This is a genomic window from Vibrio superstes (genome assembly GCF_003569005.1).
In the GTDB taxonomy this organism is placed as follows: domain Bacteria; phylum Pseudomonadota; class Gammaproteobacteria; order Enterobacterales; family Vibrionaceae; genus Vibrio; species Vibrio superstes.
The window spans coordinates 2766887-2792023 of sequence record NZ_BCUR01000004.1 but is presented as its reverse complement, the minus strand read 5'-3'; the positions used below and the strand labels follow the sequence as shown (position 1 = coordinate 2792023).

Sequence of the window (25137 nt, the reverse complement as noted above, 5' to 3'; positions counted from 1 at the left end):
TAGTGATTTCATGCGTATTATATTTCTAGGGATGGTTATAGCAGTTGTATCTGGGTGCTCTATGGGGCACAAGGATCCAGTTGAAGTAAAGCAAGCCTTGAACGAAGCTGCAAACCAAGCCAACAGTAAGAGTTTGGATGAGTTGCCAGAGTCGGTACAAGCAGATCTGATGCCGGATCTTGAAGGGTTGTCTCCGTCTGATCAGCCTACGATTAAGCGCTTTAGAGTTCAGGCTAATGGCGTACAAGCAAAGGCCTTCTTTGCCAGTTTAGTCAAAGGCACTGAATTTAGTGCGGCCATACACCCAAATGTTGAAGGACGCATCACGGTTAACCTCACTGATGTCACTATGGATGAAGTGCTTAACGTCGTTCGTGATATGTACGGTTACGATGTGATTAAGTCGGGCAAGGTGATTCAGGTTTACCCTGCTGGTCTGCGCACAGAAACTATCCCTGTAGATTACTTACAGATGAAAAGAATGGGGCGCTCTCTAACGTCTATTACCAATGGTTCTGTCACATCAAAAGATGATAGCTCGGGTAGCAGTTCATCTGATTCAAGCTCCAGTTCAAATTCAAGCTCCTCTTCTAGCTCTACTTCAACAGAGAAAACGGGGGGGACAGATATTGAAACACTCAGTGAAAGTGACTTCTGGACTCAGTTGGAAGCCTCTGTTGCAACATTGATTGGCTCTAGCGATGGACGCCGTGTCGTCGTTTCTCCACAAGCAAGTGTCATCACTGTGCGTGCTTACCCTGATGAAATTCGTGAGATCCGACGCTTTCTTGGTGTATCGCAAGAGCGCTTGCAGCGTCAGGTTATCCTTGAAACTAAGATCTTAGAAGTGACCTTGAACGATGGATACCAACAAGGCATCGAGTGGTCAAATATGAGTGCATCAATCGGTGGTGCTGATGTGGTGGTCAACCGTGCAGCTGCCACATTATCAGGCTTAGACCCAATTGCTGATCTGTTAGGTGGGTCAACCAGCGTTACGGTTTCTGATGGCAACTTTGAAGCTGTATTGAGTTTCATGGCGACGCAAGGTGACTTAAACGTTCTATCTAGCCCAAGAGTGACAGCTGCCAACAACCAAAAAGCACTGATCAAAGTGGGCGAAGATGAGTACTTCGTTACTGATGTCTCTAGCACAGTAGGCAGCGGTGACAACGCCAATGTAGCTCCCGATGTTGAGCTAACACCATTCTTCTCTGGTATCTCTTTGGATGTGACTCCACAAATTGATGACAAGGGCAATGTACTACTGCATGTTCACCCAGCCGTTATCGAAGTCACTACAGAAGTAAAAGCCATCGACTTAGGTGATACAGCTGGTGTGATTCAGCTGCCACTAGCAAAAAGCTCGATTCGAGAATCTGACACCATCATTCGCGCTACTGACGGCGATGTAGTGGTGATTGGTGGATTAATGAAGTCTGCTAATAAAGAAATTGTTTCTAAGGTTCCTTTCTTTGGGGACATCCCTGCTCTTGGGCATTTATTCCGAAATACAGTGAATTCAACCGAAAAAACAGAGCTAGTTATCCTGCTTAAACCGACCGTTGTAGGTGTGAACACCTGGCAACAAGAGATTGAGCGTTCGCGCAACTTATTGAATGAGTGGTTCCCTGAAGGGCAATAATGTACTTTTCGCGATTTGGCTTTAGTCAGCCCCCATTCGGGCTGACGCCTAATACTGAACTTTTCCATGGCTTAGCTCCACATTATGAGGCCATTCATACCGTAATGTCTGCAGTCACTATGGGCGAAGGCGTGATCAAACTCACCGGAGAGGTGGGTACGGGTAAGACTATGGTTTGTCGAATGCTCATAGAACAACTTGAGCATGACTATTCTTTGGTTTATTTACCTAACCCTGTGCTAGACGGCGATGGTATTCGCTTTGCGATTGCTAATGAGTTGCAAGTGGAAACCAGTGACTCTAGAGCCATTGTTGACAATGTTCAGCGTAAGTTGGTGGAACTGAGAGAGGCGGGGAAACCTGTCGTAGCCTTGATTGATGAAGCACAGGCCCTGAGTGACGAAGCATTAGAAACCATACGCCTATTTGGAAATCTTGAGACGATAAACAGTAAGCTGCTGCAAATAGTATTGATTGGGCAGCCTGAACTCGAAGAGCGTTTAGCTCAACATCATTTACGCCAGTTTCGCCAGCGAATCACATTCAGTGCTCAGTTGCGACCACTGACATTAGCCGAAGCTTCTGCTTATATCGACCATCGCATTACCTCATGCGGAGGGAGCAAAGATTTGTTTAACCTGAGTCAGAAAAAGTCAATTTGGCGAGCAGCCTCAGGAATTCCAAGAATTATTAATCAGTTGTGTCATAAGGCTTTACTGCTGGCATTTACTTCAGACAAACAAACCGTCGCAAATCGGCATCTATTTGACGCAATGAAAGATACTTACGTTATGCAAAAGCCGAAATATAAAACGCCATGTTTATGGGGGTGGCAACAAGTATGAGTGTAGTTAACAACGCTCTATCAAAGCTGGCTGAAAAAAAGAAACCACAAGGGCAAGCCATTACCAAGGCTGAAATACCTGAAATCAAACGCTCTAAACCGGTTGTATGGTTGGTGGGCGGTTTTGCGATCAGTATGGCTATTGGTGGTTGGGCCGTTTCCCAGCAGCAGACATCAGTAGCAAGCTTGGAATCCTCGAATGAGATCCTGACTGTGACTCAAGCTAAGCAACAGGCTTCACAACCTAAGGCTGTGGCTGAAACACCTAAAGCAAGCTTGCCTTCACCAACCCATAGTAAGGTTCAAGAGTCTGTTGTGATACATACCACGCAGACGGTTCAGCCTTCAGTTACATCATTTGAAGAGCAACCTGAAGTTAAGCCAGTTTCAACACCTAAGTCTGTAAACGTTACGGCTAAACCAACCAGCACTACAAAAACGGTGCAATCTGTGGTGACCACGACGCCTGTGCCAGTAAAGACAGTGCCAGTGAAGGTAGTGAAGGTTGAGCCAGTTTCGGTTCCAGTTGCTGCTCCATCTGCGGTGGTAAAAAAAGAGCCTGTACTGATTGCGAAAGTTGATACTCCCGCCAAAGAGAGTATGACGGTTGAACAGGTCGAGTTAACACCCAGAGAGCTTGCCAATAAATCCATTGCTCGCGCTGAAAAAGCCATGGACTCCAATGATGTTAGAACCGCTTTTACCGAGTACAGCCGAGCACTTCGTCTAGTACCAAGCGACGAGAGCGTGCGTCAAAAGTTATCTGCCCTTTATTACGGTCGTAAGGACGCAAGAAAAGCCGCTACTTTGCTGCAGGATGGCATCCGTTTGAACGATAAAAGCGAAGAGCTTCGTTTTGCATTAGCTAAATTGTTAATAAAAGAACAACAACCAGAAGCAGCACTTAGCCCATTAATGTATGTGCCAGAAAATGCCAGCGAAGACTATTTAGCATTGCGCGCTGGTGTTGCACAACAGCTAAAAAATACCGATGTAGCGTTAGAGAGTTACCAAAGTTTGGCCGAGAGAGATCCAAATAATGCCCGCTGGTGGCTTGGTTTAGCGATTCAACAAGAGCGCCGCTTGGAATACTCAGAAGCTCACGCATCTTATACCAAGGCCCTTGGTCTAGTTGGGGTTTCAAGAAAAACTCAGTCCTTTATTCGCGACCGTTTGCAGCTTCTTGAATCGTTAGAGGGTGACTCTAATGGCAATTAAACTATTAAAGCGTCTGGGTGACCTGCTAGTCGAAAACAACATTGTTTCAGATGAGCAGGTTCAGCAGGCTCTTGAGGCACAACGTCAAACGGGACGTAAACTGGGTGACTCACTTATTCAGCTTGGTTTCATTACCGAAAAGCAGCTTTTAGAGTTCTTGTCTCAGCAATTAAGCCTGCCGCTTATAGACCTTAATCTTGCCCAAGTTGATATAGAAGCAGTACAACTCTTACCTGAGGTTCATGCACGTCGCTTGAGAGCCTTGGTCATTGATCGAAACGGTTATACGGTTCGCGTGGCGATGAGTGACCCAGCGGACTTGTTTGCTCAAGAATCAGTAATGCGCTTGCTATCTAGCTACGATGTTGAGTTGGTGATTGCCGCTGAACGCCAGTTGGTTTCAGGCTTTGACCGTTATTATCGTCGAACCAAAGAGATAGCCTCTTTTGCTGAGCAATTGCACGCTGAACATCAACCGACAGATAGCTTTGATATTAGTGCGAGTAGTGAAGCAGACAGCGATGAAGTGACGGTTGTTAAGCTGATTAACTCCTTATTTGAGGATGCCGTTCAGGTTGGTGCCTCGGATATTCATATCGAGCCCGATGAAAACGTTCTGCGTTTGCGACAGCGTATTGATGGTATTTTGCATGAAACCATTCTTAATGAGGTTAATATTGCCTCTGCATTGGTACTTCGTCTCAAGCTAATGGCTGACCTTGATATTTCAGAGAAGCGCTTACCTCAAGATGGTCGCTTCCATATTAAGGTGAAAGGCCAATCTATTGATATCCGTATGTCGACCATGCCAGTTGAATACGGCGAATCGGTAGTAATGCGTCTGCTTAACCAAACGGCTGGCGTACGTCAGTTAGATGAGACTGGCTTACCAACAGAGTTACTAGATCGGGTGCGCTATCAGCTAAAACGTCCACATGGCATGATTTTAGTGACTGGGCCGACAGGCTCAGGCAAAACCACTACTTTGTATGGCGCTTTATCTGAACTTAACTCTCCGGGTAAGAAGATCATTACCGTGGAAGACCCTGTAGAGTACCGATTGCCTCGAGTGAATCAGGTGCAGGTGAATACCAAGATCAATCTTGATTTCTCTACTGTACTTCGAACCTTCCTGCGACAAGATCCAGATATTATCTTAGTGGGTGAGATGCGTGACCAAGAAACGGTAGAGATTGGTTTGCGAGCCGCTCTTACTGGCCACCTTGTATTGAGTACCCTCCACACCAACGATGCAGTAGATAGTGCTCTTCGTATGATGGATATGGGGGCTCCTGGTTATCTGGTTGCAAGCTCCGTTCGCGCGGTATTGGCACAGCGTCTAATTCGTCGAGTGTGCAGTGACTGCGGTGAAACGCATTCAGTTAGTGAGCGCCAACAAACTTGGCTACAAGCTCGCTTTCCTAATCAAGTGGCTTCGACCTTTACCAAAGGGCGAGGTTGTCAAAGTTGTAACTTAACCGGTTATAAAGGCCGCGTGGGTGTATTTGAGCTACTTGAACTCGATCAACCATTGATGGATGCCTTGCGCTCTAATGATGCAGTCGGCTTTACCAAGCAAGCACGTCATACCGAAGGATATAAGCCATTGCTGGTGTCAGCGATGGAATTGGCATTAGACGGCACCGTCAGCCTAGAAGAAGTTATGACCCTTGGCGAGGGCGATAGCTCTGGCCTGATTGAAGCGTATATGTTGTAGGACGATATGGCGACGTTTAGATATCAAGGACGAAACTTAGAAGGCCAGAAAGTGAATGGCTTAGTGGATGCGGCAACTCAAGAGTTGGCTGCAGAAGCCTTGATCGAGAAGGGAATCATTCCTATCTCCCTGCGCACAGGTAAATCCGCGAGTAATAGTAACTTTGATTGGAAGGCCATGTTCATCCCTGCGGTGCCGCTAGAAGTGTACGTTATCTTCTGTCGTCAAATGTACAGCCTAACCAAAGCGGGTATTCCACTGTTGCGCGCTATCCGTGGCTTAACCACCGATGCCACAAATAAACAGCTGAAACATGCCTTAGAAGAAGTGGGTAACGAGCTGACTAATGGTCGTAGCCTATCGGCTTCGATGCAGCTTCATTCAAACGTATTTAGCCCTTTGTTTGTTTCTATGATCTCTGTGGGCGAGAGCACGGGTCGTCTTGATACAGCTCTGCTGCAGCTAAGTAATTATTACGAGCAAGAACTGGAAACTCGCAAGCGCATTAAAACCGCAATGCGTTATCCGATTTTGGTACTGGGGTTTATTACCCTCGCCATGTTTGTACTCAACATCAAGGTAATCCCTCAGTTCGCCAGCATGTTCAGCCGCTTTGGGGTGGATCTTCCTCTTCCAACACGGATATTAATCGGCACATCGAACTTCTTTGTTGAGTATTGGACCCTGATTATTGCGGTGATGGCAGGGGCGTTTTTTGCTTTTCAAGCTTGGATTAGCCGAGCGGAAGGGCGAGAGAAGTGGGACAAAATGCGCCTTAGATTTCCGATTGTTGGTGACATAGTCAATCGAGCTCAACTGGCTCGTTTTTCGCGAACCTTTTCATTGATGCTGCAGTCGGGCGTACCGCTGAACAATGCGTTGGCGCTTTCTGCTGAGTCGATGGACAACAAATACCTTGAAGCTCGCCTATTGGAAATGAAGTCTGCCATTGAAGCGGGTACTGCTATTTCAAGCGCGGCAAAAAGCACGGGTATCTTCACTCCATTGGTAGAACAGATGATCTCTGTCGGTGAAGAAACCGGTCGTATTGATGAACTGTTGATCGAGGTTGCTGATTTTTACGACCGAGAAGTGGACTACGACCTGAAAACACTGACTGCTCGAATTGAGCCTATTTTGTTGGTTGTCGTGGCAGGTATGGTTCTAATTCTTGCACTGGGTATTTTCCTACCTATGTGGGGAATGTTGGATGCAATGCAGGGCTAAGCGTGGAGACGACGTATCGAAATACCAAGATAGCTCACTTGGCTACTTGGGTAGCAGTAGTGTTAATACTCATTGGTATTTTGATTGCATCGTTAAACCGAATCACAGTAGAGGCTGAGAGTACCTCTGTGACTTTGATTAGTGTAAAGGCATTAGATAAAGCAAATTATCTGCGTCAATACTGGGAGCTCAACGGTAAACCAGAGTATGTGGAAATAAAGGGAGCAATGGTTCGTTTCAACAACAAGGGATGGGTGGCCCCAGAACTTGATGGGGTGAAAAGCTGCGATGCATGGGAGCAATTATTGCTGCCAGTGCCGAAGCAAGACTACTCTCCTGTCACAACCAGTTTGTTGCAGGAAAGTGACGTCTATTCATGCACCTTTACCTTTAGGAATAGCGAACTATTGATTATAAAAATGATTGGAGGGAACCTATCAATATCAAAACACATTCAATGATTTTCGTAACTTAACTTTACAATTTCAGTAGATTATTTAATCAATCCATATATAATCTGCCGTCCAAAGTCGTACCCAAGAGGAATTTTTATGAAACGTAATGCAGGTTTTTCTCTAGTTGAACTAGTGATTGTTATCGTTGTTTTAGGCCTTCTAGCCGTGGCAGCACTACCAAGATTTTTAGACGTAACAGACAAAGCAAAAGAAGCAAGTGTTGAAGGTGTTGCTGGTGGTTTTGCTACAGCAGTACTATCGGCTCGTGCACAGTGGGAAGCTAACGTTCGTACACAAGAGACTTCTGGTAACACTAGAACAAATTTTGTTGATTACGATGGTACTGAGTTTTGGTTAACGACTGCTGATACAGCAAACTTCCGTGATGGTTATCCGATCGCACTTAAAGAAGATGGATCACAGTCACCACTAGCAGTTAGTGCGCAACGTTGTGTAGCTCTAATGGAAGAACTACTTCAGAACCCACCTCAAGTTTCGAGTGACAGCAATGATACAACTGCAAAATACCTTGCAGAAGTTGCCCCTGCTAATGACGACGGTTTAACGACGGTTTGTCGTTACACGCAACTTGAAGGCAACTCAGCTCATTACTTTGATTATGATGCAGCCAACGGCAGTGTCGTAGTACAAATTAACTAACCGAACCTACATAGGGATAGTAGTACTATGAAGAAACAGGATGGTTTCACATTAATCGAACTAGTAGTTGTGATAGTAATCTTGGGTATTTTAGCTGTCACAGCAGCACCTCGATTTTTGAATCTTCAATCTGATGCACGAGTATCGGCATTGCAAGGTATGAAGGGAGCAATGGCTGGAGCTGGATCTATTGTCTACGGTAAGGCTGCGATAAATGGTGTGGAAACTGTGTCGTCAAGTAGCATTACCAATGGCACAGCAACCATCATCACCGTTTATGGTTATCCAGAAGCAACCTCTGCAGGAATCGGTAATGCAGTTCAAGGTCTTGAAGATAAGAACGAATGGCAGCTTGTCGAAAGTACAGATCAGGCTTACGTCACGCTTGCTGACAGGCCTGCTCCAAGTGACAACAATACTGATTGTTCGGTGATTTATAGAAATGCTGCGGATCAGTTCTCTACTCCTCAAATAACCGTTGTAGAAACAGGTTGTTAGTAAAATTACTGATATGAGATGAGATGTTGTAAAAATCAATGCGTATCTCTTGTTTATATTATTTAACTGGTTAATATAATTGGTAACAATTTATATTCCCACTTTATAAAAGGTACTAAAAATATGAAAAAGCAAGGCGGTTTTACACTGATTGAGCTTGTAGTAGTTATCGTTATCCTAGGTATCCTAGCTGTAACAGCTGCTCCACGCTTCTTGAATCTACAATCTGATGCTCGTGAGTCTTCTCTACAAGGCTTGAAGGGCGCAATGGCTGGCGCAGGCTCTATCGTTTATGGTAAGGCTGCGATTGAAGGCATAGAGACACAGTCATCAGCCACTACAGCTGACAATATCGATGTTGTATTTGGATACCCAGCTGCTACCTCTGCCGGTATCGGTAATGCAGTTCAAGGTCTAAATGACGATAATGAGTGGGTTGAACTAACTGGTCATGTTAGTGCTGCGACGGGTATTGTGTATTCTTTTGCTGATTCTGAAGACTCCTCAACATGTGTAGTAGTTTATGAAGCTGCGGAAGATGAAACTTCAGTACCTGTCATCACTGCATCGACAGCTGATAATTGCTAATTAAAAAATAGATTTCGAAGGCCAGCTAAGCTGGCCTTTTTTAATTCCAAAAATCACCATGATTCTCAGCGTGATTAAGACTAATTATATATAATATTAAATACTTACGTTTTCATTGGTTAGGGACAAGCAGTGAATCATCCTCGTATAAAGCACATAGCTGGCTTTACCTTAATCGAACTGATCATCGTGATCATCGTTGTGGCTATTATGGCTTTGTATGCCTCAAGCAAATTCATTGGCGTTTCCCAGTTCTCGGCGCAAGCGGCGCAGCAGCAGGGGATTGCCGTTATCCGACAGATCCAACTGGGCCGGATGCAATCCAATATCAGCGAAGACAGCACTTTGCACAGTAGGTATCGCCTAGTTGTGTCTGACAAGTGTCTAGGCTCTCAACAAGCATGCACCTCAACAAGCAATGAACCCTTTAGCCACAAGGTTGTGATTGAAGAGCAGGACTTAGATTTTACCCCTGCAATGAGCGTGAATTTTGACCTCTTAGGAAATCCTATATGCGCGTCAACGTGCACTGATCCTATCCGTATTCAAATCGCCAGCACCCAAGAACAAGAAGCCATTTGCATTAACAGTCAGGGGTATGTGTATGGCTGCTAAGAAACAGACTGGATTTACCTTAATAGAAAGCATTATTGCTATCGTTATTTTGGGCATCGCTCTGATTACTCTTACTAGCTTTTTATTTCCGCAAATAGCTCAATCAGCAAAGCCCTTCTACGAAGTAAGAGCATCGGCTCTTGCCAATAGTTTGATGACAGAGATCCTATCTAGAAATTTTGATGAAAATAGCGATCACAATGGAGGCTTCTATCGTTGTGGAGAAGATGAGTATCTGGATACTGATGGTAACTCTATTTCATGTACATCCACTGGTAACTTTGGCCCTGATAATGGCGAACCACCGGAGTTATTTAACGATGTCGATGACTATATAGGCTGTTGGTACACCACAACTCAATCAGAGGATTATTGTGGCAATGTATCTAAGTCAGGGAACCTTAATGATATTTTTGGTAATGACATTTCAAGCGATTATCTAGGCTTTGCTGCCATTGTTGACGTGGTATATGACAACGACAGTCGTTTGGGGGCTGCAGATACGGATTTGTTTAAGAAAATCACAGTAACTATCGTCGCTAGCCAGTACGGTGACTTTAAGTTTGTCGCTCATAGAGGAAACTACTAATGAAACAACGTGGTTTTACTCTAATTGAAATGATTTTAACTATTGTGGTGCTAGCGATTATCTTCCTTGGTATCGCCGGGTTTGTTGAGTTTGGCGCTAAGGGATACAACCAAACCGTCGATAGACAACGACTACAAAATCAGGCTCGTTTTGCCATAGAAAAAATGAGCAGAGAAGTGCAGCACGCAGTGCCGAATAGCTTTGATTTATCGAGCAATAACAAGTGTCTCGCGTTTTATCCAATTGACTATGCTGGTTTTTATCAATATCGCGAACCAGCGGGTGATGTTGAGTTTGTAGTCGGAAATAACCAGCCAGAAACATTTGCGGATGGGTCACATTTAGTGATTAATCCGAGTCGTATTCAGGATCTGCAGAATGATGGGCAGTCCATCGATATAGCAGGGGAAAGTAAGGAACCTGATGGTGATTACTTCTCAATACAAATGAATTTAACCAGCCAGTCCAGCGCCAATCGTCATTATATTTACCAAGATAAAGCGGTGGTTTATTGCATAGAGCAACTGATAGCCTCAAGTAACAATGGAAGGGTAGTTCGTTATTACGGAGTCCTAGATGATATTGAAGATCTTTCCAGTTTAAGCGGGACTGTTGTTGCTACAGGTGTCGCTTTCAATGAGAGTCGCTTTAACTACGAGCAAACTTCACTCCAACGCGGTGGATTAATACATCTCAGCTTGCTGTTCCAAAATGGCGATGAACAGAGCCAATACAAACATGACGTGAAGGTGGCCAATGTACCGTAACAGTCGCACTTCAATTTCATCTCAACAAGGTAACGTTTATATCATTGCCATCTTTGTTATTGTAGTCATGGGCATGTTAGCTCTTAACCTCACTCGTATTAGTTGGTCCAACCAAGATACCTTGACCAGAGAGGTTCTTGGTACTCAAGCCGCTTTACTGGCTCAATCGGGTAATGAATGGGCGTTGACGCATTTATTCCCACTTGATGAAGCAGATGACTTTGATGCATTAGAAGCTCGCTGTAGCTCCTTGGGCACAAGCGCTACAGAAGCCGCAAATGCACTGGTCTCAAACAGTGGCATTGCCTGTGCTAAGCCCAGTATTTCTTGCAGCATTCCAGATGTGGATGAAAGTCTTCCAGAAGACCTTAAGTATATACAGATTTCAACCCGAGCGATTTGCAACGATGGTAATGTCTTCGAGGTAGAGCGTGAAGAAACCGTTTGGGTGAGAGGGATAAGAAATGAGTAGGCTAGCTTACAAGCTCATAATCACGTTGTGGTTTGCACTATTAACTATCTCTTTTGCTCAAGCTAATAATGGGAAAAACAATAACAATGCCAAATGTCAGGGACAGTTTGACTTTACTGTCACTTTCGACGTGCTAGGTCAAGATGGTGTCTACCAGGATATGTATTTCACACAAGGAAATAAAAGAGAAGAAACTTTATGGTACACCCCTCCACTTCCTGAAGGTGCACCTGATCCCAATGATGGCGCCTATCTATTCGATGAAACAGGGTTAGTTAATACTCAACAATATAGTGTCAAGATAGAACACGATGCTGATTCAGACACTAGCTATTACTATTTAAAAAGTGAGACGGATAATGAGTTTGTATATACCGGAAGATATATAGTCCAATCGATCAAAGAGGGTAATTTAGTTTGGACTGGCACTGATATTGGTGATGTAAATTGCTCTGCTGATCCCGTATCTCCACCACCTTCCGGAGGTGACTACTATATAGAGTATATTCCGACCTCGAATCAAATTGGTTTGACATGTGATGCACCTTTAGGTGTTACCTTCCAAGTTTATAATAGCGATGGAAGTGCGAAGGAGGATTACACTGGGGGGATTACGGTCACCGCTTCAAACTCTACAGCTTTGTTCAATGGTACTGACCCTAGTGGAACGGTTTATGATCCAAATAATCAGGGCGAGCTAGCAATAACTCTGTCTGATTCAGTAGTCAATGATGTTGTTGTTACTGCAACTCTAGATAATTCAGAAAACGATAGTGGACAATATAAGTTTGTAGCGAGACTCTTCAGGTTTGCAGAAAATGTAAACAATACAAGTAATCTAGTCGCTGGCTTAGAGGTTCAAAATATAGCAGTACAACCGCTTGAGTGTGATGAAGATGGGGATGTCGCGGTTTCTGATGATTACACTGGCACACACGCAGTTGATTTCTTTTCAACAAACTATAAATCACCTAGCTCAGCAAACCTGAACCGAGAAGTGTATGTTCAAGTGAACAGTAACTCTCTTAATTCCCAGAAGACTATCAATTTAGACTTTGGCACTGATTCAACGGCTTACATTAACGTTAGATATGACGAAGCGGGGATTGTCGACTACAGAATTGAAGATGAGATTTGTTTGAAAGATGATGGTGGTGAGGTTACTGATGAATGTGTTACTACAACGGGCACTCACAACCTAAATGTTCGCCCATGGACATTCGCCCTATGCGATCCTTCTGGAAGTGAAAATGGTTTAACTGGTAATTCTGAATCAGGGGCTTTATTTAAACGCTCAGGTGAACTCTTTTCGTTAGATGTAATTCCCATCCGTTATGTTGCTGGCGCCTTCGACCCTGATGTAGCCGTTGATGTGAGTGGATATTGTACCTCTTTTGAACAGGGGGGAGGATTAGCGAACCCAGACCTTGAAACGAAAAACTTTTATCCTGATACGGCACCAGCGGTAAATGTGACTTTAGAGGCGGAATTACATAGCCCCAGTGTGAGCTTAGGTAGTGAAGCTGACGGTACTATTGGTAGCGGTTTAGAAGGGGTACCTACAAATGGTATTCCTAATGTCGGTATTGATGGTAACAGGACCTCTGGGCCAGTTTTGTTCGAGTCACTGTTATGGAGAGAGGCGGGAAGCATCACTGTTACCGCTAGTTTAAAAGATCAAGCTGATTATCTTTTTGAGCCTATCAATCCTGGCTATCGCTCTGTAGGCCGATTCTCCCCAAATCATTTAGCAATGTTAGATGAAGGTAATGATCCTGATGACTCTTGGATTCAGTGGGATTATGCAGATGGGCATGATGATTTTGCCTATATGAGTCAGGCAATAACCCACACTTTTAACGTGCAAGCACAAGACATCGATGGTAATCCGACCGAAAACTATGGGTTGTTCAATAACGCTCTTATAGTAACCATTGACTACATGGCTCAAACCCAAGGTGAGCTGCCAGAGGTTGATTTTATGGATGAAGATGCTTTGCGAGTCGAGGGTCTACAAACCTGGGCTGGAGCTAGTTGGCCAAAATCATTAGCTAATGATCCATCCACCTTATTCATCGAAATCGTGGACTTTAGGTTTATGAAAAAGGTTCATTCCACAATAGACCCTTATGTTGTGACTCAACCTGACGGGCCCTACTCAACGACTAATTCAGTTTTCGGATTAGAAGTCAGTACGATGATTGACGATGTTAATTTCGATACTCTAGATATAGAAGATCTAAATCCTGAAGAGGGGCAAGATCCTCAAGAGAATGTTGGTCGCAAATTCCCTAAGCAACCTGACTTCCGTTACGGTCGAATGAAAATGGATGATGTCGGCGGTAATTCAGGACAAGAAATCAGAGTACCACTTCGTACTGAGTATTGGGATGGAGATGCGTTTATTGTTAACACAGATGATGGCTCTATCGATAATGAAACTCCAGTTGGCAGCTCTTACGTGTCGGCAGGTCGTTTTTGTACGCAAGTTATTTGGAGTAACGATAGCAGCACGAGCGGAGCGAGTTTAAATGGCTCTGACACGGTAGAGCAAGGGCGAAGTGAAGAGTTATACGCGACCCACTCGAAGCAATCGGAAACCCATCGTGAACAAGTACGCTTGTGGTTACGTCAAGGGGCAACATCCCCTCAACGCAGCGAATCAGGCATTGATTGTAATACCAATGGGGGCAATTTCACCAACCAACCTTGGCTGCAATACAACTGGCGAGATGAAGGTGATGAAGACCCATCAGCCGTTGTCACCTTTGGTACCTTCCGAGGCAATGATCGAATCATATTCAAAGGCGAAAGGGCGCTAATGGGCAATTAAAACTGGCATTTTTAGCGCCTAAGTCAGGACAACGTCAGAAAAAGGCACTTTATATCAATCTTTGTAATCCAATGCCTTGCCCAATAAGTGTGGCATTGGTACATTTAGTACAATTTTGTCTTCCAAAGATTGTGAGAAGAGCGCTTAGATATGTTTAAAAAAATTCGCGGAATGTTCTCAAACGACCTGTCTATCGATTTGGGTACAGCGAACACACTAATTTATGTTAAAGGACAAGGTATTGTCCTTGATGAGCCATCAGTAGTGGCTATCCGTCAAGATCGTGCAGGCTCTGCGAAAAGCGTTGCGGCTGTAGGTCATGATGCGAAGCAAATGCTTGGGCGTACTCCAGGAAATATTTCAGCTATCCGTCCAATGAAAGACGGCGTAATCGCTGACTTCTTCGTGACTGAAAAAATGCTTCAGCACTTCATTAAGCAAGTTCACGACAACAGCTTCCTTAAGCCAAGCCCTCGCGTACTAGTCTGTGTTCCTTGTGGTTCTACACAAGTTGAACGTCGTGCTATCCGTGAATCTGCGCTAGGTGCAGGTGCCCGTGAGGTTTACTTGATTGACGAGCCAATGGCTGCCGCAATCGGTGCTGGCCTGCGTGTTTCTGAACCAACAGGTTCTATGGTTGTTGATATCGGTGGTGGTACTACTGAGGTTGCAGTTATCTCACTAAACGGTGTGGTTTACTCTTCATCTGTACGTATCGGTGGCGATCGCTTTGATGAAGCGATCATCAACTACGTTCGTCGTAATTACGGCAGCTTGATTGGTGAAGCTACAGCAGAGAAGATCAAACACATGATCGGTTCAGCATACCCTGGTGACGAAGTTGAAGAACTAGAAGTGCGTGGTCGCAACCTTGCAGAAGGTGTGCCTCGCAGCTTTAGTCTAAACTCAAACGAGATCCTAGAAGCACTTCAGGAGCCTTTATCAGGTATCGTTTCTGCAGTAATGGTTGCACTAGAGCAGTGTCCACCAGAGCTTGCATCAGATATCTCAGAAAACGGCATGGTATTGACCGGTGGCGGCGCGCTACTGAAAGACCTAGATCGCTTACTCACTGAAGAAACTGGTATCCCAGTTGTCGTTGCTGATGAGCCACTAACTTGTGTTGCTCGTGGCGGCGGTAAAGCTTTAGAAATGATTGATGTGCACGGCGGTGATCTATTCAGTGAAGAATAATTCTTTCATTGGATTTTCCCGATTAGCAATAAGAACGGGTAACAAAGAATGAATCCAATCTTTGGCAGAGGTCCATCTCTGCAATTGAGACTCTTTTTTGCCGTATTACTATCAGCCAGCTTAATGTTGGCTGATAGTCGTTTAGATGCCTTCTCAAATGTACGCTACGTATTGAATAGTACGGTAGCGCCAATTCAGTATCTCGCCGACTTACCGCGCAGCATGTTTGGCAACGTCTATGAGCGTTTCAGTAGCAGACAGCAATTGCTGACTACAAACCAAGTGCTACGTGAAGAGCTTCTGAAAATGAAGAGCGATCTGTCTTTGCTCTCTCAATATAAAGAAGAGAACCAAAGATTCAGAAAGCTACTTGGCTCAACGTTTGTGCGTGATGAAAAGAAGGTAGTTACAGAAGTAATGGCGGTGGATTCCTCGTCTTATCATCAGCAGATTGTGATTGATAAGGGGCATATCGATGGTGTTTATCAGGGTCAGCCTGTCATCAATGAAAACGGTATTGTAGGGCAAATCACCGAAGTGGGTGCTCATAATAGCCGAGTGCTACTGCTAACCGATGCTAATTCTGCGATTCCTGTTCAGGTGATTCGTAATGACATTCGAGTGATAGCAGCAGGCAGTGGTGATCAAACCAATATACATCTTCAGCACATACCGAGTAATTTCGATATTCAAGAAGGTGATGTATTGGTGTCTTCTGGTTTGGGAGGCATTTACCCTGAAGGTTATCCTGTCGCTACGGTAAGCAAGGTTCAGATTGATAACCACCGTGAGTTCTCAACGATTACCGCATCACCTGCGGTAGATTTTGGTCGCTTACGCTACTTGCTGTTGGTGTGGCCACAGCAAGATGAGCAAGATGTTACTTTAGAACAAGCGCCAGTTCAGGCTGAGCAAGCAGTCATTGAGGTCGAAGATGGCGAATAGTATCTTGAGTAGCAAACTCGTTATTTGGGTGACGTTTTTAATCGCCTTGGTTCTACAAACCATACCATGGCCGGGCACTATGGACGTATTTCGTCCATCTTGGTTGGTACTCGTTACCTGTTATTGGGTGATGGCAGCGCCACATAGAGTCAATGTAGGAACCGGTTTAATTCTGGGCCTGATATGGGATCTATTGCTCGGCTCGACGCTGGGCGTTCGCGGCATGATGATGGCGATCATTACCTATCTCGTTGCGATCAATTTCTTGGTACTGCGCAACATGGCGTTGTGGCAACAGGCTATGATTATGGCACTACTGACGATGTTGAGTGTCCTAATCGAGTTCTTTGGCGAATTTGTCATCCAAGATGTGGTATTTAATCCTGCATCACTGTGGGTAGGTTTAATTAACGGTATTCTATGGCCATGGCTATTTTTATTATTGCGCCGGGTGCGTCGCATTTGGAGAGTCCGATAAGCCATGCATAAGTCTCTAATTCTCGCGTCTGCTTCTCCAAGAAGGCGCGAACTTTTATCTCAGCTCGGCTATGAATTCACTATACTAATCAGTGATATAGAAGAAGTGCGTAGCGAGGGAGAAAACCCTGCTCAGTATGTACAGCGATTAGCTGAAAATAAAGCGAAAACGGTTCTGCAACAGGCTCACTCAGAGAGTAGTGCGCAACCCATTGTTATTGGTGCCGACACCATAGTTACGCAAGGCGAGCAAGTATTCGAAAAACCAAACTCGCTGCAAGAAAGCATGGATATGTTGGGTCAACTGTCTAATGCTAAGCACCAAGTGATGACGGCTGTTTGTGTCTGCAGTGCCGAAAAATCAGAAACCATTATTTGTATTACAGACGTATGGTTTAAGCCCCTCAGCCGCCAAGAAATAGAAGATTATTGGCTGACCGGCGAACCGTGCGACAAAGCAGGAAGCTACGGAATTCAGGGGATAGGCGGTAAGTTTGTTACCCGTATTGAGGGCAGTTACCACTCAGTTGTAGGTCTACCTTTATTTGAAACCGAACAGCTCTTGCACCAATTTTTATAAGATTTAGAGGTGCGCTATGAGTGCAGAGTTATTGATCAACTCAACGCCGAGTGAGACTCGGGTTGCAATGATCGAAGGCGGTGTCCTTCAAGAAGTCCATATTGAAAGAGAAGCTAGACGAGGCATTGTAGGTAATATCTACAAGGGCCGTGTAAGTCGCGTTCTGCCGGGTATGCAAGCGGCTTTTGTTGATATTGGTCTGGATAAGGCTGCCTTTTTACACGCCTCAGATATTGTTCCTCATACCGAATGTGTTGCGGAAAATGAAAAGCAGCAGTTTAAAGTTCGCGATATCTCTGAATTAGTTCGTCAAGGTCAAGACATTGTGGTTCAAGTGGTTAAAGACCCACTTGGAACGAAAGGCGCACGCCTAACCACTGACATTACGCTTCCATCTCGCTACCTTGTATTCATGCCTGGCGCTAGCCATGTTGGCGTATCGCAACGCATTGAATCTGAGCAAGAACGCAACCGTCTAAAGAAAATCGTTGCTCCTTACTGCAGTGAGTCGGGTGGTTTTATCATTCGTACCGCAGCCGAAGGTGCAGACGAGAAAGAGCTGGCGCAAGATGCAGCCTTTCTTGAGCGCTTGTGGGTTAAGGTCATGGAGCGTCGCTCTAAGTACATTACGCGCTCAACACTTTACGGTGAATTAGGTCTTGCTCCACGTATCTTGCGTGACTTCGTCGGCACCGAGCTTTCTTTGATTCAGGTTGACTCGCGTATGGTGTATGACTCTTTACTTGAGTTCACTGAAGAGTTTGTACCTGAATTGATGGAGAAGTTAGCGCTGTACGATGGCGATAAACCTATCTTTGACTTGTACGATGCAGAGAGTGAAATCCAACGCTCACTAGATCGTAAGGTTACATTGAAATCAGGTGGCTACCTGATCATTGATCAAACTGAAGCCATGACGACGGTGGATATCAATACTGGTGCATTCGTCGGTCGACGCAATCTCGAAGAGACCATCTTCAATACCAATCTAGAAGCCACGGAAGCCATCGCTCGCCAACTCAGGCTGCGTAACCTTGGCGGTATTATTATTATCGACTTTATCGATATGGCCAGTGATGAGCACCGTAAGCGAGTGCTCGCTTCGTTAGAAGCTGCACTTAGCCATGACCGAGTGAAAACCAATATTAATGGTTTTACTCAGTTAGGTTTGGTTGAGATGACACGTAAGCGCACAAGAGAGAGCATTGAGCATGTATTGTGTTCTGATTGCCCTAGCTGTGAAGGTCGTGGCTCAGTAAAAACCGTGGAAACGGTGTGTTATGAAGTGCTGCGAGAAATCACTCGAGTTAACCGGGCGTACGATGCAGATAAGTTCTTAGTTTATGCCTCGATAGCGGTGGCAGACGCACTGCATGGTGACGAGTCTCATGCGCTAGCTGAGCTGGAACTGTTTATTGGCAAAGAAGTTAAAATTACCGCTGAACCGCTCTACGTACAAGAGCAGTTCGACGTAGTTATGATGTAGGATAGTGTTCCATTGGCGTCATTCGCAGTTCGACTAGAGCGATTAGTTTTATCACTACTGGTCTTTATCTTTGTTTCGTTAGCGGTGCTGGTCACCGCTTTACGCGTTGCTTTACCTCGCTTAGATCACTACCAAGACGATGTTCAAAGTTGGTTTAACCAAGTCTCTGGGCTGAACTTTACCATTGGTGAGGTTCATGGTTATTGGAAAAATACTCACCCATCCCTCTCTCTTTCTGCTCTTGAAGCCGACATACCTAAAGGTGTTAAAGCCTTCTCGGTTGGTGAGGTTCGCGCTGAATTTGACCTGATCGACTCATTGTTAAATCTTCAGCCTAAGCTCAGTGAGTTGACCGTCGATGGCTTGCATATTGATATCAGCGATATCGACTTGTTTAAGGCTAACCCTGAGTCATCAGAGCCACCTGAAAAGGGCGATCAGCAGTTACTGAAGATCCTCGAAAATCTAGTACTTCGTCAGCTAAGTGAGTTTGCACTTACAAACTCAAGCATTGTATTTACCGACATATCAGGTGATGTACGTGAGATAGATATCGAAAGGCTGAGTTGGCTTAACGATGGTAACCGTCACCGTGCTGATGGTGTGGTGAGCATCAAAGACGTCCAACTCAATAGCGTCAGTGTCATTGCCGATTTTTATGATCATGATGGTCTATCGGACATCAGCGGTGACTTTTATCTGCAAGGCAATAACTTTGATATCACTCCTTGGGTATCGCCGTATCTTGCTGATGGTGTAATTATTGATAAGGGCCGAGTCAGTCTTAACACTTGGATTTCACTGCAGCATAACCAGCCTGTTGATGCTTATCTGGAAATATCGCCATCAGAGCTAGAATGGCGTGATAAAGATGATATCCCTAACGCCATCTCTATTGAGGGCGGCGTGGTTAAACTTGATCCCACAGAGAAAGGCTGGCAATTAAACGCACAAGACTTAGCATTTAGTTCAAATGGCACCTCTTGGCCAGACCTGAATCTGGCATTTGAGTGGTCTCCAGAAAAGTGGCGATTGAACGCCAACCAAATAAAGCTAGAAAGTATTACCCCAATTCTCGACCTGCTGCCTGATATGGAGAAGAGTGAACAGTGGGTGGATACCGTTCGTCTTGGAGGTACAGTCCAAGATATTCGTGTATCTATGGGTAAAGGCATAGATACACTTCGCTACTCGGCCAAGGTAAAAGATGGCCGTATGAACTACTGGGAGCTGATCCCTGGGTTTCATACCTTAGAAGCGCGTATATTTGGTCGCTCAGATCTCGCCAAAGCCACCGTCACTATGCTTGATGATACCCTGCCTTATGGTGAGGTATTCCAGGCACCGCTTAAGATACGCCAAGCAGAAGTTGATATTGTCTGGCAGTCGGATGATAACGGCTGGAGTCTATGGTCAGATAAAGTCACTGCAGCGACTCCAGATTTGCAAGTATTGGGAGCCTTCAAACTCGACTTTCCAAAGGATGCACCTGCATTTTTGTCTTTCTACGCTGAAGCCGACTTAGCGAATGCGGGGCAAACCTGGCGTTACTTGCCGACTCTTGCCTTAGGGCGAGGCCTAACTGATTACCTGTCTGCCGGTATTCAAGGCGGTCGAGTAAAAACAGCAAAATTGCTTTGGTATGGTGAACTGTCTAGTTTTCCATATAACGACAATAGCGGCATTTTCCAAGCATGGGTACCGCTACGCAATACCAAGTTTAGCTTTAGTACCGCATGGCCACCGTTGACCGATATGCAGCTAGATTTGCTGTTCCAAAACGAGACCATGTTCCTAGACTCGAAAGATGCCAAGCTTCTTAATATTCAGGCTGATCGTATTTCTGGACAGATCCCTCGCATGTATGGGAATGGACATATCGAAATCTTCGCAGCAGCGAAAGCGGAAGGTAAGGACGTTCGAGATTATATGAGCGCCTCGCCATTGGTTGGTTCTGTGGGGGCGGTGCTGACGACTGTCGATATCAAGGGACAGGTAGAATCGCAGTTCCAACTTAAGATACCGTTCAACGAAGAGCAAGAAGCTAGAGCTTGGGGTTACGCTGATCTTAGCGAGAATGACATCAATATCACGGCCCCCCCTATGCTACTGAAAAAGGCTTCGGGTCGAATTGAGTTTGATAATGATGTAGTGCGCTCGTCAGGGATAAGCGCTAACTTGCTGGAACAGCCGATTACCTTGGACTTCTTTGGGCAAAATGCGGAGTCGAGTTACGACACCAGAATCGACCTTATCGGCGATTGGCGTGCTGAACCGCTGATCCCTTATTTGGGCAAAACTTGGCTAGAGCCAATCTCGGGACACACCCCTTGGAATATGGGGATCGATCTACAGATTAATGATGTTGGCTTTACCTATCAGATAGATGCAAAGGCCAATCTAACTTCTATCGCGAGTACTTATCCTGCACCAATGAACAAAAAGGTGGGGGACGTATGGCAAGCTCGAATGCAGGCCTCTGGTAATCAGGAATCGATTTCCGCAAGGCTACAGCTTCCTTCTGCTAAGTTTCAGACTGAAATTGATATCACTCAGGGGCGGCCTGTACTTGAGGCGACCAATACTGTGGTTGGCTCGGGTAGCTTCAGAGTTAGCCCTATAGTCGGCCATCATGCCTCGCTGCGTTTGCCTGAATTTAATCTTGATGAATGGGTAGCAGCGCTAGAACGACCAAGTGTTGGGCCTAAACCGATTCTTAGCGAGCTTAATGCTCCTGAAATTCCTATGCCACAGCGTATTCAAGTGCAAAGCAATAGTATTAAACTGGGTGGCTTGGATTGGAATGAAGTGGACTTTGTTGCCCGCAAGAGAGCCAATACGTGGCAATACAACATAGACAGCTCGCAAGTTAAAGGTAAGGCTGAATATGACGGTTCTAATTTAGGCATCAACCTGTCGCTGTTGCAACTGTATCTTGCTGAGCCAAAGAGTTTGGTTGAAGAGTCTGTCGCTAAAACAGAGGTCAAAGATAGTAAAGGTGAGACTCAACCGCTTATTACCGATTTTGACCGGAAGTTCTTTGAAAAAATGCCTAACCTTGATCTTAAGATCGATGATTTTTGGATGCAGGGCTACAAGGTCGGTAAAGTCGATGTGGTGATGAACCACGATGGCCAACGTATTGTTTGGGATAAAGCCAACTTTACCAGTGGTACATCAAGTGTATTAGCCAGTGGTTGGTGGGAACTCACTGATGATGACAGTACCACACATCTAGGTCTTAACATGAAGGGCGAAGATAACTCTGAAATCATGGCACGCTTTGGTATCGACGCAGGCATACAGAAAGCCTCTTTTGAGATGAACTCATCGTTAGAATGGAAAGGATCGCCTTGGAATATGCAAGTCGATACCATTAATGGCACGCTCAAAGCAGAGCTTGGTCGTGGTGTTATCTCAGATGTGGGTGGCGCAGCAAAGCTTTTAGGTATGTTTAGCCTCGACTCCCTTGTTAGACGTATGCAATTAGACTTTAGCGATGTGTTTGACGACGGTTTAGCCTTCGACTCTATCAAGGGGACAGGCAAAGTAGAAAATGGCATCTTCGTCACTAATGACTTGAAGATGGACTCTATTTCTGGGGATATGACCATCCGCGGTCTAGCCAACTTGAATACCCAGATGGTGGACGCGGAAGTCACGTTTAAGCCTGATTTAACCTCAGGTATACCTATGCTAACCGCTTTTGCAGTAGCGCCTCAGACGGCTCTTTATGTGTTGGCCATAACTACGGTTGTGGCACCCGTTGTTGAGGTTATTACTCAGGTTACCTATGAGGTAAAAGGCCCAATGAATGCGCCGCAAGTCAAAGAGAAATCTCGACGCAAGGCAGACTTCGAAGTTCCCAAACAGCTTCGCTCAGAATCACAGGGAAAATAATTCATGATGGATACACCAAGGATAGGTTTGATCCAGATGACATCGGGTAACGATGTCACGGAGAATTTGCAGTTCATTGAGCAACAGTTGAGAGAGTTAGCCAAACAAGGTTGTCAGTTGGTGGTAACACCAGAGAATAGTTTACTGTTTGATAATGCATTAGCGTATCAAGTGATCGCAGAAGAGCTGAACTCTGGCCCAATCCAATCCAAATTGGCGCAACTAGCAAAAGAGTTGCAAACATGGCTAGTGATTGGTTCTTTTCCAATACGAAGTAACGCGACTCATCTTTATTCTGCGAGCCTAGTATTTGATGACAATGGAGAATTAGTGGCTCATTACAACAAGATGCATTTATTTGATGTTGAAGTTGAAGATGAGCATGGTAGCTATAGAGAGTCTGATTGTTTTTCTCATGGCACACAGCCCCAAGTGATAGATACTCCGGTAGGAAGGTTAGGGCTTTCTATTTGTTATGACCTAAGATTTCCACATCTCTACAACCTATTGCGTGAGCAAGGTGCCGATATTATTCTGGTGCCTGCTGCTTTTACAGCGGTTACAGGAGAGGCGCATTGGGAAATATTACTTCGTGCTAGAGCCATAGAAAATCAAGCTTGGGTCGTTGGTGTTGGGCAGTGTGGCTACCACTCAGCAAACAGGCAAACGTGGGGGCACTCTATGGTGATTGACCCGTGGGGTAAAGTTGTCACTCAAGGGGCTTCGACCCCATGCAACCTAGTAGCCGAAATCGAATTACATCAAGTGAAGAAGGTTCGCAAGGCGATGCCTGTTGCTTCACATCAGAAAATTTCTAACCTCATCAACAATGAGGATAAAGAGTAGATTATGACTATTGAACAAGTAGAACAAGAACTGCTGGCCCCTACAGGCCTTACTGAGCAGGACGTCAACAATACGCTTTCTATGATCGCTACTCGAGATATCGATTATGCAGATGTCTATTTCCAATCCAGTTGGCATGAAACTCTTGTCTTAGAAGACAGCATTATCAAAGACGGCTCGTTTAATATTGATAGAGGTGTTGGCGTTAGAGCAGTGAGCGGTGAAAAAACCGGTTTTGCTTATTCTGACCAAATTCAGGCGGATAGCTTAAAACAAAGTGCTATTGCCGCTCGTGGTATTGCAAAGCAAGGCCAAACAGCGCAAGTGCAGGCATTTTCTCGTCATCACTCTAACCAGCATTACTCTGGAGTGAACCCGCTTCAAAGTCTTGAAAAGCAACAGAAGATCGATCTGCTTAAAGAGCTAGACGTTTATATCCGTACTAAAGAGCCGTTGGTTTCTGAGGTGAATATCAGCATTAGTGGTGTCTACGAACAGGTGCTGGTCGCAGCAACTGATGGCACCTATGCAACCGACATTCGTCCACTAGTACGTCTTTCTATCAGTGTACTCGCCCAGCGCGGAGAGCGTCGTGAGCGCGGCTCGTCAGGTGGTGGTGGTCGTTACGATTATCAGCGATTCCTTGAAATGGACGGTGACAAGACCGTAGCGACACACATGGCTGATGAGGCAATCCGTCTTGCTCTTGTGAATCTAGAGTCAGATGCTGCACCAGCAGGGGCTATGCCTGTAGTACTGGGTGCGGGCTGGCCAGGAGTGCTACTGCACGAAGCGGTTGGGCATGGTCTAGAGGGCGACTTTAACCGCAAGCAATCGTCTGTTTTCTCTGGCAAAGTGGGAGAGAAGGTAACGTCAGATCTTTGTACTATCGTTGATGATGGCACCATGACAGACCGCCGTGGTTCATTGAACATTGATGATGAAGGCGTTGCAGGACAATACAATACCCTGATTGAGAACGGTGTTCTTAAAGGGTACATGCAAGATAAGCTTAACGCTCGTCTGATGGGTGTAGCCCCTACTGGTAACGGCCGTCGTGAGTCGTTTGCTCACCTTCCAATGCCTCGCATGACAAATACCTACATGCTGCCGGGGCAACATACTCCGGAAGAGATCATCTCTACTGTGAAGAAGGGGATTTATGCCCCAAGCTTTGCTGGTGGCCAGGTTGATATTACATCGGGTAAATTCGTGTTCTCAACCTCAGAAGCTTATTTGATTGAAGACGGCAAGATCACTCGTCCAGTGAAAGGCGCAACTTTGGTTGGTTCTGGCATTGAAGCGATGCAACAAGTCTCTATGGTCGGCAATGACCTACAGATTGATAAAGGTGTTGGCGTGTGTGGTAAGGCAGGACAAAGTGTCCCTGTTGGTGTTGGTCAGCCTACATTGAAGCTAGACAGTATTACTGTGGGTGGCACTGAGTAGTATTGGTGTGCGCTGTGAAAGCGCACATTGTTTTACTACGATTGCTATAAAACCAACGTCATTCTGGAAGCCGCGCAGCGGCTATCCAGAATCTTAGATAGTGCCAAACTTTACTCGTTCTCAATAAAATAC

The 25137-nt window shown here is 45.2% G+C and carries 22 protein-coding genes; all 22 read left to right on the top strand.

The window, feature by feature from the left end; translation table 11 throughout:
• Nucleotides 1–10 precede the first annotated feature (10 nt).
• The gene (gene mshL / locus D5I41_RS20715) at nucleotides 11–1645 is read left to right on the top strand and encodes a pilus (MSHA type) biogenesis protein MshL (RefSeq protein ID WP_162892873.1); all 1635 of its coding nucleotides are present in this window, start codon (nucleotides 11–13) and stop codon (nucleotides 1643–1645) included.
• Nucleotides 1645–2490 (top strand): ExeA family protein, encoded by an 846-nt coding sequence (locus D5I41_RS20710; RefSeq protein WP_119011424.1) that lies wholly within the window; start codon nucleotides 1645–1647, stop codon nucleotides 2488–2490. Before mshL ends, D5I41_RS20710 begins: the two co-directional genes overlap by 1 nt.
• Nucleotides 2487–3707, top strand: a complete 1221-nt coding sequence (locus tag D5I41_RS20705) for a tetratricopeptide repeat protein (RefSeq protein WP_119011423.1) — start codon at nucleotides 2487–2489, stop codon at nucleotides 3705–3707. The genes D5I41_RS20710 and D5I41_RS20705 overlap by 4 nt, the downstream gene beginning before the upstream one ends.
• On the top strand, nucleotides 3697–5424 hold the full coding sequence (locus D5I41_RS20700) for a GspE/PulE family protein (RefSeq protein ID WP_119011422.1): 1728 nt from the start codon (nucleotides 3697–3699) through the stop codon (nucleotides 5422–5424). The genes D5I41_RS20705 and D5I41_RS20700 overlap by 11 nt, the downstream gene beginning before the upstream one ends.
• A gap of 6 nt (nucleotides 5425–5430) precedes the next feature.
• Nucleotides 5431–6651 (top strand): type II secretion system F family protein, encoded by a 1221-nt coding sequence (locus D5I41_RS20695; protein WP_119011421.1) that lies wholly within the window; start codon nucleotides 5431–5433, stop codon nucleotides 6649–6651.
• A 2-nt stretch (nucleotides 6652–6653) separates the two neighbouring features.
• The gene (locus D5I41_RS20690; RefSeq protein ID WP_119011420.1) at nucleotides 6654–7112 is read left to right on the top strand and encodes a hypothetical protein; all 459 of its coding nucleotides are present in this window, start codon (nucleotides 6654–6656) and stop codon (nucleotides 7110–7112) included.
• A gap of 90 nt (nucleotides 7113–7202) precedes the next feature.
• Nucleotides 7203–7766 carry a prepilin-type N-terminal cleavage/methylation domain-containing protein gene (locus D5I41_RS20685; protein WP_119011419.1) on the top strand — a complete coding sequence of 188 codons (564 nt, stop codon included), beginning with the start codon at nucleotides 7203–7205 and terminating at the stop codon, nucleotides 7764–7766.
• 27 nt (nucleotides 7767–7793) lie between these two features.
• Entirely contained in the window at nucleotides 7794–8264 is a 471-nt protein-coding gene (locus D5I41_RS20680; RefSeq protein ID WP_119011418.1) for a type II secretion system protein, read from the top strand.
• Between the two features lie 123 nt (nucleotides 8265–8387).
• Nucleotides 8388–8852 (top strand): type II secretion system protein, encoded by a 465-nt coding sequence (locus tag D5I41_RS20675; protein ID WP_119011417.1) that lies wholly within the window; start codon nucleotides 8388–8390, stop codon nucleotides 8850–8852.
• A 132-nt stretch (nucleotides 8853–8984) separates the two neighbouring features.
• Nucleotides 8985–9467 (top strand): prepilin-type N-terminal cleavage/methylation domain-containing protein, encoded by a 483-nt coding sequence (locus D5I41_RS20670; protein ID WP_119011416.1) that lies wholly within the window; start codon nucleotides 8985–8987, stop codon nucleotides 9465–9467.
• Nucleotides 9457–10056, top strand: a complete 600-nt coding sequence (locus tag D5I41_RS20665; RefSeq protein WP_119011415.1) for a type II secretion system protein — start codon at nucleotides 9457–9459, stop codon at nucleotides 10054–10056. The genes D5I41_RS20670 and D5I41_RS20665 overlap by 11 nt, the downstream gene beginning before the upstream one ends.
• Nucleotides 10056–10823 (top strand): PilW family protein, encoded by a 768-nt coding sequence (locus D5I41_RS20660; protein ID WP_119011414.1) that lies wholly within the window; start codon nucleotides 10056–10058, stop codon nucleotides 10821–10823. Before D5I41_RS20665 ends, D5I41_RS20660 begins: the two co-directional genes overlap by 1 nt.
• A complete protein-coding gene (locus D5I41_RS20655; RefSeq protein WP_119011413.1) occupies nucleotides 10813–11295 on the top strand; it encodes a hypothetical protein in 483 nt (160 codons plus the stop codon). The genes D5I41_RS20660 and D5I41_RS20655 overlap by 11 nt, the downstream gene beginning before the upstream one ends.
• On the top strand, nucleotides 11288–14128 hold the full coding sequence (locus D5I41_RS20650) for a DUF6701 domain-containing protein (RefSeq protein WP_119011412.1): 2841 nt from the start codon (nucleotides 11288–11290) through the stop codon (nucleotides 14126–14128). Before D5I41_RS20655 ends, D5I41_RS20650 begins: the two co-directional genes overlap by 8 nt.
• A 150-nt stretch (nucleotides 14129–14278) precedes the next feature.
• A complete protein-coding gene (locus tag D5I41_RS20645) occupies nucleotides 14279–15322 on the top strand; it encodes a rod shape-determining protein (RefSeq protein ID WP_017028842.1) in 1044 nt (347 codons plus the stop codon).
• Nucleotides 15323–15370: 48 nt separating this feature from the next.
• Nucleotides 15371–16267: a rod shape-determining protein MreC gene (gene mreC, locus D5I41_RS20640; RefSeq protein WP_119011411.1), complete on the top strand. Its 897-nt coding sequence runs from the start codon at nucleotides 15371–15373 to the stop codon at nucleotides 16265–16267.
• Nucleotides 16257–16745, top strand: a complete 489-nt coding sequence (gene mreD, locus D5I41_RS20635) for a rod shape-determining protein MreD (RefSeq protein WP_119011410.1) — start codon at nucleotides 16257–16259, stop codon at nucleotides 16743–16745. Before mreC ends, mreD begins: the two co-directional genes overlap by 11 nt.
• A gap of 3 nt (nucleotides 16746–16748) precedes the next feature.
• Nucleotides 16749–17324 (top strand): Maf family protein, encoded by a 576-nt coding sequence (locus tag D5I41_RS20630; protein WP_119011409.1) that lies wholly within the window; start codon nucleotides 16749–16751, stop codon nucleotides 17322–17324.
• Between the two features lie 16 nt (nucleotides 17325–17340).
• On the top strand, nucleotides 17341–18810 hold the full coding sequence (rng, locus tag D5I41_RS20625; protein WP_119011408.1) for a ribonuclease G: 1470 nt from the start codon (nucleotides 17341–17343) through the stop codon (nucleotides 18808–18810).
• Nucleotides 18811–18822: 12 nt separating this feature from the next.
• A complete protein-coding gene (locus D5I41_RS20620; protein WP_119011407.1) occupies nucleotides 18823–22710 on the top strand; it encodes a YhdP family protein in 3888 nt (1295 codons plus the stop codon).
• Between the two features lie 3 nt (nucleotides 22711–22713).
• Nucleotides 22714–23556, top strand: a complete 843-nt coding sequence (locus D5I41_RS20615; protein WP_371860113.1) for a carbon-nitrogen hydrolase family protein — start codon at nucleotides 22714–22716, stop codon at nucleotides 23554–23556.
• A gap of 3 nt (nucleotides 23557–23559) precedes the next feature.
• Nucleotides 23560–25005 carry a metalloprotease TldD gene (tldD, locus tag D5I41_RS20610; RefSeq protein WP_119011406.1) on the top strand — a complete coding sequence of 482 codons (1446 nt, stop codon included), beginning with the start codon at nucleotides 23560–23562 and terminating at the stop codon, nucleotides 25003–25005.
• Nucleotides 25006–25137 lie beyond the last annotated feature (132 nt).

Coding starts and splice junctions, on each gene's coding strand:
- mshL (WP_162892873.1), top strand. CDS start 11: ATGCGTATTATATTTCTAGGGATGGTTATAGCAGTTGTATCTGGGTGC.
- D5I41_RS20710 (WP_119011424.1), top strand. CDS start 1,645: ATGTACTTTTCGCGATTTGGCTTTAGTCAGCCCCCATTCGGGCTGACG.
- D5I41_RS20705 (WP_119011423.1), top strand. CDS start 2,487: ATGAGTGTAGTTAACAACGCTCTATCAAAGCTGGCTGAAAAAAAGAAA.
- D5I41_RS20700 (WP_119011422.1), top strand. CDS start 3,697: ATGGCAATTAAACTATTAAAGCGTCTGGGTGACCTGCTAGTCGAAAAC.
- D5I41_RS20695 (WP_119011421.1), top strand. CDS start 5,431: ATGGCGACGTTTAGATATCAAGGACGAAACTTAGAAGGCCAGAAAGTG.
- D5I41_RS20685 (WP_119011419.1), top strand. CDS start 7,203: ATGAAACGTAATGCAGGTTTTTCTCTAGTTGAACTAGTGATTGTTATC.
- D5I41_RS20680 (WP_119011418.1), top strand. CDS start 7,794: ATGAAGAAACAGGATGGTTTCACATTAATCGAACTAGTAGTTGTGATA.
- D5I41_RS20675 (WP_119011417.1), top strand. CDS start 8,388: ATGAAAAAGCAAGGCGGTTTTACACTGATTGAGCTTGTAGTAGTTATC.
- D5I41_RS20665 (WP_119011415.1), top strand. CDS start 9,457: ATGGCTGCTAAGAAACAGACTGGATTTACCTTAATAGAAAGCATTATT.
- D5I41_RS20660 (WP_119011414.1), top strand. CDS start 10,056: ATGAAACAACGTGGTTTTACTCTAATTGAAATGATTTTAACTATTGTG.
- D5I41_RS20655 (WP_119011413.1), top strand. CDS start 10,813: ATGTACCGTAACAGTCGCACTTCAATTTCATCTCAACAAGGTAACGTT.
- D5I41_RS20650 (WP_119011412.1), top strand. CDS start 11,288: ATGAGTAGGCTAGCTTACAAGCTCATAATCACGTTGTGGTTTGCACTA.
- D5I41_RS20645 (WP_017028842.1), top strand. CDS start 14,279: ATGTTTAAAAAAATTCGCGGAATGTTCTCAAACGACCTGTCTATCGAT.
- mreC (WP_119011411.1), top strand. CDS start 15,371: ATGAATCCAATCTTTGGCAGAGGTCCATCTCTGCAATTGAGACTCTTT.
- mreD (WP_119011410.1), top strand. CDS start 16,257: ATGGCGAATAGTATCTTGAGTAGCAAACTCGTTATTTGGGTGACGTTT.
- D5I41_RS20630 (WP_119011409.1), top strand. CDS start 16,749: ATGCATAAGTCTCTAATTCTCGCGTCTGCTTCTCCAAGAAGGCGCGAA.
- rng (WP_119011408.1), top strand. CDS start 17,341: ATGAGTGCAGAGTTATTGATCAACTCAACGCCGAGTGAGACTCGGGTT.
- D5I41_RS20615 (WP_371860113.1), top strand. CDS start 22,714: ATGATGGATACACCAAGGATAGGTTTGATCCAGATGACATCGGGTAAC.
- tldD (WP_119011406.1), top strand. CDS start 23,560: ATGACTATTGAACAAGTAGAACAAGAACTGCTGGCCCCTACAGGCCTT.